This window comes from Winogradskyella vincentii (genome assembly GCF_020166345.1).
In the GTDB taxonomy this organism is placed as follows: domain Bacteria; phylum Bacteroidota; class Bacteroidia; order Flavobacteriales; family Flavobacteriaceae; genus Winogradskyella; species Winogradskyella vincentii.
Map to the genome: position 1 here is coordinate 94,866 of NZ_JAIUJS010000003.1, position 12,722 is coordinate 107,587.

Here is a 12,722-nt window from a genome sequence, read left to right on the forward strand (position 1 = left end):
GATTTTAAAAAATTAAGCCGAAGCTTCCATTTCGGCCTTTACTTTCTCTACAATATAATTAGCTTTTTCTAATTCGTCATTGTGGACAAATACCTCTTGAAATCCTTGATTTAATGAAGCATACCCAGCTAAACGCTGAGATTCGCCTTCATCCTTAATGATAGGTATTATATCTTCCTTTTCTAGTGCGTCTTTGACTCTAGTTACTAAAATAAAATTACCGTAGTATATTTTGGTGTATTCTGATTCGCTCATAATAATTGGAATTAATATTATACCTATAAGTTACGAAATTTTCCAGAATGTTACATGACAATTATCAGGCATTAAAATACTTGCTATTCCAAATAGCTGTATTAAAGTTCTTACCTGCAGCAAAACCATAGTAAATAACAACTGCTGCGATAGATTTAAAAATAAAAAAGAATATCATACCGGCTTGAGCAGAGTTTGGTTTGTTGGAAAAAACACCTTCAGGGAATAAACCTGTTGCAATTAAACTTACAATTAAAGTTGCTATAATTAAATTCCCAAAACTCTTATAAGGCCACATCAATATTTTTCTAAATGGGTTTAAATCATTTCCCCATTTATGGATAAGGTAGTAATAACCATTGCCAATAGGAGCAAATAACAATGGGTCATCAGCATTTTCTAATTTAAAAAGTTTAGAAGGTGCAATTATTTTGAATCCATTTAATTTGGTATTATGCTGCTTCTCCAGTGATTTTATTTTCGAAATTGCTTCGTAAGGAAGCTCGCCTTTAAAATATTTAGAATCTAAAAACCGCAATCTGTAATTAATGCATATCTCTTTTATTTGATCTATATGATAAATGTTTTTTGTTTCCAAGAGATCAAATATGAAGTTATTTTTATCTGAAGAATTTGGAGACGAAAGTGTTTTTTCTATCTCAGTGTCTTTTCTGTTATCATTCTCTAAAATATCAAAAACGGCATCAATAATTAAGGACTCATTATTTTGTTTGTACCTTAAGCGCTGTAATCGCTCTTCAATATTTGTCTTTTTCAATAACATAGCAATTTTTCTTTAAAAATAGTATGCGCAGCAATACGGCGCAAGACTTTAACAATTGTGTTTAATTTTATCTATGCAAAACTCAGTATTTATTCATAAAAATTAAACAAAACAAATTGATTGCTATTGTTTAAAACAATTCTAAATAAAAGGACAATAGATAATCTCTATCAGAAAATAAATAGATAGTATATAATGGCTTTATTCTAGCACCATAATTTCGTAACTTTATTGTGATAAAAAAGAATTAAAATAAATATACAAATATGGACAATAAAGGGAATTATAACATTAACAGCAGTGATGCAAGTCAATGCCCATTTTTAAGTGGTACACAAAAGAAATCCGCTGGTGGCGGAACTCAAAATCGCGATTGGTGGCCAAACGAGTTAAAACTTAATATTTTACGTCAGCATGCAAGTAAAAATAACCCAATGGGTGATGACTTTGATTATGCAGAGGCGTTCAACAGTGTTAACTATGATGAATTAAAACAAGACTTAATTGATTTAATGACCGATTCTCAAGATTGGTGGCCTGCTGATTATGGTCACTATGGAGGATTTATGATTCGTATGGCATGGCATAGTGCTGGTACTTATAGAGTTGGAGATGGACGTGGTGGTGCTGGTACAGGTACACAGCGTTTTGCACCTTTAAACAGTTGGCCAGACAATGGAAATTTAGATAAGGCTCGTCTTTTATTATGGCCAGTTAAGAAAAAATATGGTAATAAAATTTCTTGGGCAGATTTAATGATTCTAGCAGGTAACTGTGCCTTAGAATCTATGGGATTCTCAACATACGGTTTTGCAGGCGGTAGAGAAGATGTTTGGGAGCCAGAACAAGATGTTTATTGGGGAAGTGAAACTGGCTGGTTAGATAATGATGATCGTTATGATACTAGCGATGGTGATTTAGAAGGTCATTTAGGTGCTGTGCATATGGGCTTGATATATGTTAATCCTGAAGGACCAAATGGCGAACCAGACCCATTAAAGTCAGCGCATGATATTAAAATTACTTTTGGCCGTATGGCTATGAACGATGAAGAAACTGTTGCATTAGTGGCAGGTGGACATACATTTGGTAAAGCACACGGTGCTGCAGATCCAGATGAATATGTAGGTGCGGAACCTCATGGTGCATCAATAGAAGAAATGAGTACAGGTTGGAAGAATTCATTTGGAACAGGTGTTTTGGATGATACCATCACAAGTGGTTTAGAAGGTGCATGGACACCAAACCCAACAAAATGGGATGCAGATTACTTTGATGTTTTATTAAACTATGATTGGGAATTAACTAAAAGTCCAGCAGGAGCACATCAATGGACGCCAACGGCAGATTCTAACGCAAGAATGGCGCCTAAAGCAGGAGATCCAAATGGGAAGCAAGCATTAATGATGTCAACTGCTGATATGGCATTGAAAATGGATCCTACATATCGTGAAATTTCAGAACGTTTTCACAAAGATCACAAAGCATTTGAAGATGCATTTGCGAGAGCTTGGTATAAGTTAACACATAGAGATATGGGACCAATTCAGCGCTATTTAGGACCTGAAGTACCAAAAGAGGAATTAATTTGGCAAGATCCAATTCCTTCTGTGGATTATACTCTAAGTGATTCTGATATTTCTTCATTAAAGAAAATGATTTTAGCATCTGGTTTATCAGTATCTGAGTTAGTTAAAACTGCTTGGGCTTCAGCTTCTACTTTTAGAGGCTCAGATATGAGAGGTGGTGCAAATGGTGGCCGTATAAGATTGGAGCCACAAAGAAGTTGGGAAGTAAACAATCCAGCAGAACTGGAGAAGGTGTTAAAGGTTTATGAAGGTATTCAAAATGAGTTTAGTGGATCAGTTTCTATGGCAGATTTAATTGTCTTGGGAGGTGTGGCAGGTATTGAAGAAGCTGCTCGCAATGCGGGTCATAATGTATCTGTACCTTTCTCACAAGGAAGAGGAGATGCTTCACAAGAGCAAACAGATCTTGAATCTTTTGGTTATTTAGAACCATTAGCTGACGGATTTAGAAATTATATGAATTCAAAATTAAATGTTGCTGCTGAAGACCTATTGGTAGATAGAGCTAATCTACTCACATTGTCTATTCCTGAGATGACAGCTTTAGTAGGTGGTTTAAGAGTTTTAGGTACAAATTGGGATGGATCAAAGCTTGGTGTGTTTACTGATAATATTGGTAGTTTAACAAATGATTTTTTCACTAATATTTTAGATTTTACTTATACATGGAGCGCAACTTCTGACGATGATACAATTTTTGAAGGTCGTGATAGAAGAACAGGTGCTGTTAAATTTACTGGAACAAGAGCTGATTTAATTTTTGGCTCAAATACAGAATTAAGAGCAGTATGTGAGGTGTATGGTGCGGATGATGGTGAAGAACGATTTGTAAATGATTTTGTTAAAGCGTGGGCTAAGGTTATGGATTTGGATCGCTTTGATTTAAAATAAAACTTTGATTAATAGTAAATGAAAAAAAGGGGTGCACTGCTTAAGTAGGCATTCCTTTTTTTATTTAAAAGTTAAAAAATGAATATAACGGAACTATTTTTCAGAACAATTCAGTCTGGAAATCTTGAGAATATTGAAGCACAGGCAATGAATAATCCAGATGTTGTCAACTCAACAGATGCAAGAGGATTTACACCACTAATATTTGCAACCTATTTTAATCAAATTGAAATTGCTAAAGCACTTTTAAAACATGGTGCAAATATTAATGCTCAGGATGCATCGGGAAATACCGCCTTGATTGGCGTTAGTTTTAAAGGTAATGTTGAATTAGTTGAACTTTTAATAGAAAAAGGTGCAAATGTTGATGCAATTAATAATAATGGTTCAACAGCACTAATCTTTGCGGTTCAGTATGGTCACCAATCAATAGTGAAAGCATTGTTAACTGCAAAAGCCAATAAGGATGTTAAAGACAACGAAGGCAAGACAGCTATAGACTATGCGATTGATAAAGGTATAACGGATATTATTGATATCCTTAAACAATAAATTATTTATCTGAAAGTTGCTTAATCTTTATTCTAAATGCCGCAAAAAGTAAGGTCATAAATGGACTTATTATGCTAAAAAAAGCGTAAGGTATATAAGCGGTAGCGCCAGCATAACCAAATAAAACTTTAGAATGGTATGCCCCACAAGTATTCCATGGGATTAATACTGATGTAACTGTACCAGAGTCCTCAAGGGTTCTACTTAAATTTTCTGGTGCTAGTCCACGGTCTTCATATGCCTTTTTGAACATTTTTCCTGGTACCACAAGAGCTAAATATTGATCTGAAGCCGATAGGTTTAAGGCCAAACAACTAGCTACAGTACTTGCAAACAATCCAAAAATTGATGTTGCCATTTTCAATAATGCATCTGTAATTCTAGATAACGCACCAATCGCATCCATAACGCCACCAAAAACCATTGCACACACTATGAGCCAAATAGTTCCAAGCATACCTTTCATTCCACCAGCTGTAAATAAATCATTTAATTCAGCACTTGATGTGGTTACTGCTGTATCAACGGTTAGGGCATTCATAACTCCTTTGTAAGCTGATTGGAAGCTTAAGGATTCAGCACCTGCTATAGATACAATTATCTCTGGTTGTGCAATAATTGCAGTTATACCACCCAAAAGTGCTCCAATTAGCAATGCAATAAGTGGAGGAGTCTTTTTGACAATCATGAATATGACGATCACTGGTACAATAAACAACCATGGACTTATATTAAATGCACCATCAATTGCTGTTAGCTTATCAGCAATTTGTGGTGTGCCTGAAGTATCTAAGTTTAAGCCAATAATAACGAATATGATTAAAGTAATTACGATTGTAGGGATCGTTGTGTATGCCATGTATTTTATATGACTAAATAATTCGCCACCAGCCATTGCAGGAGCTAAATTAGTAGTGTCGCTTAAAGGTGACATTTTATCACCAAAATAAGCCCCAGATAATACTGCACCTGCTGTCATTCCCATAGATATACCTAATGTTTCTCCAATACCCACTAAAGCAATACCTACAGTTGCAGATGTTGTCCAGCTACTACCAGTTGCTATTGATATAATAGCACAAATAACAACACATGCCGCTAAAAATATTGTGGGATTCAGTATTTGCAGACCATAATAAATCATTGTAGGTATAATGCCACTTACTAGCCAAGTGCCCGCTAATGCGCCCACCATTAGTAAAATTAAAAGTGCACCAGTTGTAGATTTCACGTTTTCCGCAACCTCTTCTAGCATACGTTTATACTTTACTTTATTTAAAAAACCCACAATTGCTGCTACTGCAGCACCCATTAAAAGAATAAACTGATTACTTCCGCTAAGAGCATCATCACCATAAACATATATATTATAGGCCAACATACCAATCAAGGCAATTACAGGTACTAATGCTTCCCATATGCTTAATTCGGTATTTTGAATCACCTTCTGATCCTTAATCTTTAATTCGGAAATGTTTTTATCGTCTTGCATTTATTATTTCTTTATCAGCGTAATGTTACGATAATCTTAATTTTATAGCAAATAATCGATATTTAATTTAGAAAATCTAAAAATTTTATGCATTTCATCGAAAAATTGTTACAACAGGTAACTCACTATGTGTCTGAAAAGTAATTAAACCCCTGAACTATGGAACTTTTAAATTATTTTTTAGTATTTCTTGGAATACAGATAATACTAGTTGCCTACTTTTTATTTACTAGACAACGCATAAAATCAGAATTTAAAGTAGATAATAAATCTAACAGATCATTTTCTTTGAATAGTGCTAGAAATAGAAAAATGTGTAACAAACCTAATTCATACTGTTCTACAATGAATATGAAAGAAGAACTAAAAAGAAATAGAAGACAACTTAGAAGACATATTATGACCTTGAATTATTTGACTAAGCTCGAATCTAGTAAAACAGACTTAAAGAATATTACACCAGTTGTAGATATGGCCAACATTAAACAAAAGCTGAACAGAGAAGTAATAAGAAATGCAAAACTTGTAAAACATTACGAATCTATGGTTGCTTGATAGACAAACCTACTACACTAGGATTATTAATAGCCCTTAAACCAAAAGAGCAAATTATTAGATTAATTTGCTCTTTTTTATTTATACTATTTCTTCTTGGAGAATTTTCAATCTAACCATACACTCCTTCATTTTATTAAAGGTTCGCTGGATATCTGCATCCAATCCTATAGAAAAACGGATTAGTCCATCACTTAAGCCCATTTCTTCCTGTTCATGTTCAGGTATTTCAGAAGATGTTGATGTGCCAGGAGCACTAAAAAGTGTTTTGTAAAAACCTAGACTAACAGCTAAATATCCTAAATTCTCTTTTTGCATCATTTCCATTAATGCGTTAGCCTTATCTAAAGTGCCTACATCAATTGTTAGCATTCCTCCAAACCCGTATGATTCATTCATCATTGATTTGAATAAATTATGGGAAGGATGAGATTTTAGACCTGGATATACTGTTTTAAGACCAATTTTTTCGAATTCATTTGCAAGAAACATCCCATTTTTACTATGCTGATGCATTCTTATATGTAAGGTTCTTAAGTTCTTAAGTACTGATGCAGATCTTAAACTGTCCATTGTTGAACCTAATAGCATTGCGGCACCATCATTTACATTTCTTAACTGGTCAATAAGTTCTTGCGAGCCACATACAACACCACCAACGGTATCTGATGATCCATTAATAAATTTTGTTAGACTATGAATTATTATATCTGCACCTAATTTTGCTGGAGATATAGAAAGCGGAGAAAAAGTGTTGTCCACAACAAGTTTAAGATTGTGCTTTTTTGCAATTTTTGCCAAACCGGAAATATCTGCTACTTCTAAAAGTGGATTACTCACAGATTCACAGTATAAGACTTTTGTTTTATTTGTAATAGATGCTTCAACAACATCCAACTTTGTGATATCAACAAATGATGTATTTATACCTAAGCGAGGAGCAAAGTTCTTCAAAAAAGCATAAGTACCACCATATATAGTACGGCTACTTACAATGTGGTCTCCAGACTCACAAAGTTGTAATAATACAGGAGTTATTGCTCCCATACCAGAGGCAGTTACGGTTGCTGTTTCCGTACCTTCCATTGCCGCTAATGCTTCACCTAAATACAGATTTGAAGGAGAGGAGTGTCTTGAGTATAAGTAACAACCATCAGCGTTACCTTCAAATGTATCAAACATTGTTTTGGCTGATAAAAAAGTATAAGTAGATGAATCCGAAATTGAAGGGTTAACACCACCAAATTCACCAAAATATTGAAGATCTTGAATATTGTTTGCAGGTTTGAAATCCATAATACTATAATTTTATTATTACAAATTTCGATAAATTATGATATAAAAACAATGATAATTTACATATATAGATATATATTCTAAAATATTGAAATAATATAATAAATATTTCATTATTTTTATAACTAATATAAGTTTTACTGAAAAATTATCCTTTTACAATGTTTGACGAAATAGATAGAAAGCTTTTAGCATTACTTCAAAATGACAGCAAGCAGACCAATAAGGCGCTTTCAATAAAATTAGGGTTATCCGTAACGGCTGTTTACGAACGTATCAAAAAACTTGAGTCGAGCGGTGTAATTACCAATTATGTTGCCTTAGTTAATAAAAAGAAAGTCAATAAAGAATTTATGGCCTTTTGTCACGTAAAACTTGTACAGCATTCGCAAGACTTTGTTGTAAAGTTTGAAAGAGAGGTTGCGAAATTAGAAGAGGTGTTAGAATGTTACCATATAAGTGGAGATTATGATTACCTTTTAAAGGTTTTAGTAAAGGATATGGAAGCGTTTAGAGAATTCATGGTTAAGAAGTTAACAAGAATTGACCATATTGGTAGTACACATAGCATGTTTATGATAAGCGAAGTAAAACATACTACTACAATTACTCTGTAATTATGAATTCTAATAAGTTTAAACTTTTTGAATTATTTCTTCTTTTTATAATTATACCAGTCGTATTTTCAGTTGATGCTATAGGATTAGTGACTAAATTAATAGCTGGTGTTATTGGCTTTCTTTATGTCATTTGGGTCCTATTAAAAGTTGAAAAAAACAAATTTGAAATATCAAAAAACATTAAATGGAAAAGATTTTGGGTTCAAACACTTATCAGGTTGATTGTGATAATTATTATAACCACCTGTTACGTTGCGGTTATGGCCTGGGATCATCTTTTTATTGTTCTTTTAAACAAACCAATTCTTTGGATAGCGATCTTGTTTATTTATTCATTATTTTCGGTTTATCCACAAGAGTTAATCTTTAGAACATTTTTCTTTCAACGTTACGAGGCATTAATTAAGAATAAAACACTCTTTATTTATTTGAATGCCGTTTTATTTTCATTGGCGCATTTATTCTTCAAGAATTCTCTTGTTATTCTTTTGACGTTTATTGGAGGTTTATTATTTGCACATACATATTATAAGACTAAATCAACATTACTTGTATCTTTAGAGCATGCCATTTATGGTTGTTGGTTATTTACCATAGGAATGGGAGCAATGCTTGGATTTCCAACTTAATTTTATTTAAATTTACTGTAAATAGCTATTAATCATGGATTTCAATAATGTAAAGGACTTTTATCAGTCCATATTTAAGTCGTACGACAAACCATCTCTTGAAACTCATATAAAGAAAATCATAGAATTAGATAAGTATTTGCCATACAGTTCTACATTTTTCTGTGTTACAAATACACAAACATTGAGTTTTGAGTATGTAAGTAAAAATTATAATTCGTGCCTAGGCCTTAAATCTGAAGAACTACTCGAGAAAGGTATGCGCTACTTTTGGAGTAGAATTCACCCTGAAGACCTTGATAATTGGTTAAAAGCTTTAAACCAATTAATGGAATTCACTCTAAGGAACATTGAAGAAAAGGATAGGCAAAATGCCAATTATACTTGGAATTACAGATTTAAAAATGCTGATGATGTTTATGTAAATATCGTTCAAAATACAACGCCATTAGCTTTTGATAGCCAAGGAAAACCAATTGTTGGATTGGCTCACTATACAGTTTTAGATCCAGGTATTAAGTTAGAAATTTCTGCATCGGCCAAATTGTTAAATAATAAACAGGAGTATGAAACGATTTATTTTAATACGTATTCTCAAAAATTATTAAATGGAGGAATTAGTAATAGAGAGAGAGATGTAATAAGATTGTTAATTCAAGATTTTAGTAGCAAAGAGATTTCAGAAAAATTAAATATTAGTCCGCATACAGTTGATACGCATAGACGAAATATTCTAAAAAAATTAAATATATCATCTACAGGAGAACTAATAGGAATATTAAAAATGAATCAAAATATTATCTAGTATTAAAATACTCAATTTGAGTATTGTAAGACCGTTTATTTTGTAAGATATTTACAATGCTATTAGTTTATTCTTAGGGGAATTAGAAAAAGTGTCGTTGAATTTATTCATTAGACACTTTTTTGATGGATATATTTGATCCATTCTATCTTAAAAATAGCTCTACTTCTTGCCTTAAATTTTAATCTTAATTGTACTTTTGTAATTCTTTTACAAACAGATAATAAATTTTTTATGAAATCATACGATGTTGCAGTTATAGGTTCAGGTCCTGGAGGATATGTTGCCGCAATCCGTTGCGCACAATTAGGAATGAAAACTGCTCTTATTGAAAAATATTCAACTTTAGGTGGTACATGTTTAAACGTTGGTTGTATTCCAAGTAAGGCTTTATTAAGTTCTTCTCATCATTATGAAGAGGCAACAAAACATTTTGAAGAGCATGGTATTGAAATTCCAGGCGATGTGAAGGTTAATCTAGAGAAGATGATAGCTCGTAAGCAAGCTGTTGTTGATCAGACAACTGGTGGTATTGATTTTTTAATGAAAAAAAATAATATAGAGGTATTTGAGGGTCTTGGTTCATTTATAGATGCAACTCACATTAAAATAGATGGTAAAGATGCTGGAGAGATTGAGGCTAAAAACATAATTATTGCAACTGGCAGTAAGCCAAGTAATTTGCCATTTATAGAATTAGATAAGGAAAGAATAATTACCTCTACAGAAGCGCTTAAACTAAAAGAGATACCTAAACATATGATTGTTATAGGTGGTGGTGTTATTGGTTTAGAATTAGGACAAGTATATTATAGACTTGGTGCTGAAGTAACCGTAATTGAATATATGGACAGAATTTTGCCTACAATGGATGCAGGTTTGTCCAAAGAACTAAATAAGGTCTTTAAAAAGGCTAAATGCAAAATGATGATGTCTCATAAGGTACAATCGGTAGAGAGAAAAGGAGATGAGGTGGTTGTAAAAGCAGAAAATAAAAAAGGTGAAGTTGTAGAGTTTAAGGGTGATTATTGCTTAGTGTCTGTAGGTCGTAGACCATATACTGATGGATTAAATGCTGAAGCTGCAGGTGTCAAGATTAATGAGCGTGGACAAGTAGAGGTTAATGAACATTTACAGACTTCTTCATCAAATATTTATGCTATCGGTGATGTGGTAAGAGGTGCTATGTTAGCCCATAAGGCAGAAGAAGAAGGTGTGTTTGTTGCAGAAACAATAGCAGGTCAGAAACCACACATAGATTATAATCTAATTCCAGGTGTTGTTTATACATGGCCAGAGGTAGCAGCGGTAGGTAAAACAGAAGAAGAATTGAAAGCTGAAAACATTGAATACAAAGTTGGTCAGTTTCCATTTAGAGCCTTAGGAAGAGCTAGAGCGAGTGGAGATATTGATGGTTTTGTAAAAATACTAGCAGATAAGTCTACGGACGAAGTATTAGGCGTACATATGATTGGTGCTCGATGTGCAGATTTAATCGCTGAGGCGGTAACGGCAATGGAGTTTAGAGCTTCAGCTGAAGATATATCTAGATATTCGCATGCTCATCCTACCTTTGCAGAAGCAATTAAAGAGGCTGCTTTGGCGGCTACGGATAACAGAGCATTGCATGTTTAAAGCAAAAGACTAAGAATTAAAATTTACAAAAGCGGACTGGATGTTCGCTTTTTTTCTTAATTACAATGAAAAAAATCAATGTCCTTTTGTTAGTACTTCTGGCATTTTCTTGTTCACCAAAACTTAAAAGTAATGTAATTACCAGTTTTGATGCGCTAGATGAAAATGACTTAGTAGTAGTTCTCAAAATATTTGATGACCAAGCAATAGTGGGAGATTTAGTTGGTTCTGTAAAAGCAACAGATAATGGATTATCAGTTAATTGCACCCTTTACGAAAATATTAATAGTCTTAAAAAATTAGCACGCCAGTCGGGAGCCAACGTAATTAAAATCACTAGGCATAAACTTCCAGATAAGTGGAGCACATGCAATAGGTTGTGGGCAAATATATATAGAGTGAGTGATCCTAAGATTTATGAAACGCAAATAGAATGGCGCGAGTACAGAAAACTTACTTGGGATGATTTTAAAGGTAAACCAGATCGTGAAACTTACCCTAATGCATTAGCGTTGACTAATTCAGGTTTTGGATACGAATCTGGTGCAAACATGTTTAAAGAAGGTAAGGTTTATGTGCAAAGTGTTTTTAATACCAACAGCAGTTGGGTATTACCAGAAGGGAGAACAGATTATGTCTTAAAGCATGAGCAAATCCATTTTGATATTACAGAAATTTACTCACGGAAGCTAAGAAAAGAATTAGCCGATGCAAAGGTTACAAGTAATGATATGCTGCGTGCAAAGACTATATTTGATAGAGTTTTTAACGAAATGCAAAAACGACAGGAGAAATATGACAGAGAAACTGCTAGAGGAGATGAGAAAGAAACTCAAGAAAATTGGGAGGCAATAGTAGAAATTGAACTTGCCAAATATGAATTTTATAAGAGTAATTAATTAATGCTGAACTAATTCTGTGATTAAATCATTAATTCTTAGTCTTTTGCTATAATCATCTTCATTGACGTCCCTCACAAAGCAATAAGCTGATATTTCTTCGTTTCTTACTTTTTTTGAGAGCTCTTCTACTTTAAATGGACCAAATTCTTCAGATTTTTCTATATAATAAAACTCATGGTCATATATAACATTGCTAGCTTTTCTCTTGTATTTTTCTTTTAAAAAGTCCTTAATATCTTCAACCGAATTTAATTCATTGTTATAATCAGTAGTGTTTATATAAACAGAAAATTCTTTTTTATTCTGATGATTAAGTACCAGTATGTCATTATCTTTAAAATAGGCCTTTACCTTGATTAATCCATCTTCGGTTTCTATAGTGAAGATATTATTAACGTTTAAATTCCATGATGTTTTAATCACATCGTTTTTCCTAGATATTTCAAGAGTATTATCCTCTTTAAATGTGTAGATAGATCTTTTCTTAGATATTCCGTTTACTAAAACCCAATTTTGGTTTATAAAATGAGAATCATGATGTTGCTCAAAATTAAAAGGCTTAAGATTGGGTAATATGTTGTGTAAGTAGTCTTCCATATCAAGCGGTTAAATTTTTCTAGTTAGCACTAGTAATATTATTAGATTTTGGAGGAATTTGATGTAATTTAGTAATTATCTCAAATTTTTGAAATTCTTAGCCCTAATCTTCGACAAATG

General features: G+C 33.0%; 13 protein-coding genes. 8 read left to right on the forward strand and 5 right to left on the reverse strand.

What is annotated here, in order from left to right:
* Nucleotides 1-12 precede the first annotated feature (12 nt).
* Together LBV24_RS06305 and LBV24_RS06310 are read right to left on the reverse strand one after the other, a co-directional pair.
* Complete coding sequence (locus tag LBV24_RS06305; protein WP_224477751.1) at nucleotides 13-255, reverse strand: putative signal transducing protein; 243 nt, start codon at nucleotides 253-255, stop codon at nucleotides 13-15.
* A 64-nt stretch (nucleotides 256-319) separates the two neighbouring features.
* A complete protein-coding gene (locus LBV24_RS06310) occupies nucleotides 320-1,039 on the reverse strand; it encodes a hypothetical protein (RefSeq protein WP_224477752.1) in 720 nt (239 codons plus the stop codon).
* Between the two features lie 266 nt (nucleotides 1,040-1,305).
* Here LBV24_RS06310 and katG point away from each other — a divergent pair, with 266 nt between their 5' ends.
* Nucleotides 1,306-3,519 (forward strand): catalase/peroxidase HPI, encoded by a 2,214-nt coding sequence (gene katG, locus LBV24_RS06315; RefSeq protein ID WP_224477753.1) that lies wholly within the window; start codon nucleotides 1,306-1,308, stop codon nucleotides 3,517-3,519.
* A gap of 78 nt (nucleotides 3,520-3,597) precedes the next feature.
* On the forward strand, nucleotides 3,598-4,071 hold the full coding sequence (locus LBV24_RS06320) for an ankyrin repeat domain-containing protein (RefSeq protein ID WP_224477754.1): 474 nt from the start codon (nucleotides 3,598-3,600) through the stop codon (nucleotides 4,069-4,071).
* 1 nt (nucleotide 4,072) lies between these two features.
* Here the strand turns inward: LBV24_RS06320 and nhaC are convergent, their stop codons facing one another.
* The gene (gene nhaC, locus LBV24_RS06325) at nucleotides 4,073-5,563 is read right to left on the reverse strand and encodes a Na+/H+ antiporter NhaC (protein ID WP_224477755.1); all 1,491 of its coding nucleotides are present in this window, start codon (nucleotides 5,561-5,563) and stop codon (nucleotides 4,073-4,075) included.
* 159 nt (nucleotides 5,564-5,722) lie between these two features.
* On the opposite strand from nhaC, the gene LBV24_RS06330 reads away from it, so the two are divergent.
* A complete protein-coding gene (locus LBV24_RS06330) occupies nucleotides 5,723-6,118 on the forward strand; it encodes a hypothetical protein (protein WP_224477756.1) in 396 nt (131 codons plus the stop codon).
* An 81-nt stretch (nucleotides 6,119-6,199) separates the two neighbouring features.
* Here LBV24_RS06330 and LBV24_RS06335 read toward each other — a convergent pair whose 3' ends face one another.
* The gene (locus LBV24_RS06335) at nucleotides 6,200-7,414 is read right to left on the reverse strand and encodes an aminotransferase class I/II-fold pyridoxal phosphate-dependent enzyme (RefSeq protein ID WP_224477757.1); all 1,215 of its coding nucleotides are present in this window, start codon (nucleotides 7,412-7,414) and stop codon (nucleotides 6,200-6,202) included.
* 161 nt (nucleotides 7,415-7,575) lie between these two features.
* On the opposite strand from LBV24_RS06335, the gene LBV24_RS06340 reads away from it, so the two are divergent.
* The 5 genes from LBV24_RS06340 to LBV24_RS06360 all read left to right on the forward strand — a co-directional run bounded on the left by LBV24_RS06340 (nucleotide 7,576) and on the right by LBV24_RS06360 (nucleotide 12,002).
* Complete coding sequence (locus tag LBV24_RS06340) at nucleotides 7,576-8,031, forward strand: Lrp/AsnC family transcriptional regulator (protein WP_224477758.1); 456 nt, start codon at nucleotides 7,576-7,578, stop codon at nucleotides 8,029-8,031.
* Nucleotides 8,032-8,033: 2 nt separating this feature from the next.
* Complete coding sequence (locus LBV24_RS06345) at nucleotides 8,034-8,663, forward strand: CPBP family intramembrane glutamic endopeptidase (RefSeq protein ID WP_224477759.1); 630 nt, start codon at nucleotides 8,034-8,036, stop codon at nucleotides 8,661-8,663.
* Between the two features lie 34 nt (nucleotides 8,664-8,697).
* Entirely contained in the window at nucleotides 8,698-9,468 is a 771-nt protein-coding gene (locus LBV24_RS06350) for a LuxR C-terminal-related transcriptional regulator (RefSeq protein ID WP_224477760.1), read from the forward strand.
* A 234-nt stretch (nucleotides 9,469-9,702) separates the two neighbouring features.
* Nucleotides 9,703-11,103 (forward strand): dihydrolipoyl dehydrogenase, encoded by a 1,401-nt coding sequence (gene lpdA / locus LBV24_RS06355; protein WP_224477761.1) that lies wholly within the window; start codon nucleotides 9,703-9,705, stop codon nucleotides 11,101-11,103.
* Between the two features lie 65 nt (nucleotides 11,104-11,168).
* Complete coding sequence (locus LBV24_RS06360; RefSeq protein ID WP_224477762.1) at nucleotides 11,169-12,002, forward strand: DUF922 domain-containing protein; 834 nt, start codon at nucleotides 11,169-11,171, stop codon at nucleotides 12,000-12,002.
* On the opposite strand, the gene LBV24_RS06365 is transcribed toward LBV24_RS06360, so the two are convergent.
* Nucleotides 12,003-12,602, reverse strand: coding sequence for a hypothetical protein (locus LBV24_RS06365; protein ID WP_224477763.1), 600 nt, complete (start codon nucleotides 12,600-12,602; stop codon nucleotides 12,003-12,005). It lies immediately after the preceding gene.
* Between the last annotated feature and the right edge of the window lie 120 nt (nucleotides 12,603-12,722).

Excerpts from the sequence above, each read along its gene's own strand:
- LBV24_RS06350 (WP_224477760.1), top strand. The coding sequence starts at position 8,698 with ATGGATTTCAATAATGTAAAGGACTTTTATCAGTCCATATTTAAGTCG.
- LBV24_RS06305 (WP_224477751.1), bottom strand. The coding sequence starts at position 255 with ATGAGCGAATCAGAATACACCAAAATATACTACGGTAATTTTATTTTA.
- LBV24_RS06320 (WP_224477754.1), top strand. The coding sequence starts at position 3,598 with ATGAATATAACGGAACTATTTTTCAGAACAATTCAGTCTGGAAATCTT.
- lpdA (WP_224477761.1), top strand. The coding sequence starts at position 9,703 with ATGAAATCATACGATGTTGCAGTTATAGGTTCAGGTCCTGGAGGATAT.
- LBV24_RS06340 (WP_224477758.1), top strand. The coding sequence starts at position 7,576 with ATGTTTGACGAAATAGATAGAAAGCTTTTAGCATTACTTCAAAATGAC.
- LBV24_RS06365 (WP_224477763.1), bottom strand. The coding sequence starts at position 12,602 with ATGGAAGACTACTTACACAACATATTACCCAATCTTAAGCCTTTTAAT.
- nhaC (WP_224477755.1), bottom strand. The coding sequence starts at position 5,563 with ATGCAAGACGATAAAAACATTTCCGAATTAAAGATTAAGGATCAGAAG.
- LBV24_RS06345 (WP_224477759.1), top strand. The coding sequence starts at position 8,034 with ATGAATTCTAATAAGTTTAAACTTTTTGAATTATTTCTTCTTTTTATA.
- LBV24_RS06310 (WP_224477752.1), bottom strand. The coding sequence starts at position 1,039 with ATGTTATTGAAAAAGACAAATATTGAAGAGCGATTACAGCGCTTAAGG.
- LBV24_RS06330 (WP_224477756.1), top strand. The coding sequence starts at position 5,723 with ATGGAACTTTTAAATTATTTTTTAGTATTTCTTGGAATACAGATAATA.
- katG (WP_224477753.1), top strand. The coding sequence starts at position 1,306 with ATGGACAATAAAGGGAATTATAACATTAACAGCAGTGATGCAAGTCAA.
- LBV24_RS06335 (WP_224477757.1), bottom strand. The coding sequence starts at position 7,414 with ATGGATTTCAAACCTGCAAACAATATTCAAGATCTTCAATATTTTGGT.
- LBV24_RS06360 (WP_224477762.1), top strand. The coding sequence starts at position 11,169 with ATGAAAAAAATCAATGTCCTTTTGTTAGTACTTCTGGCATTTTCTTGT.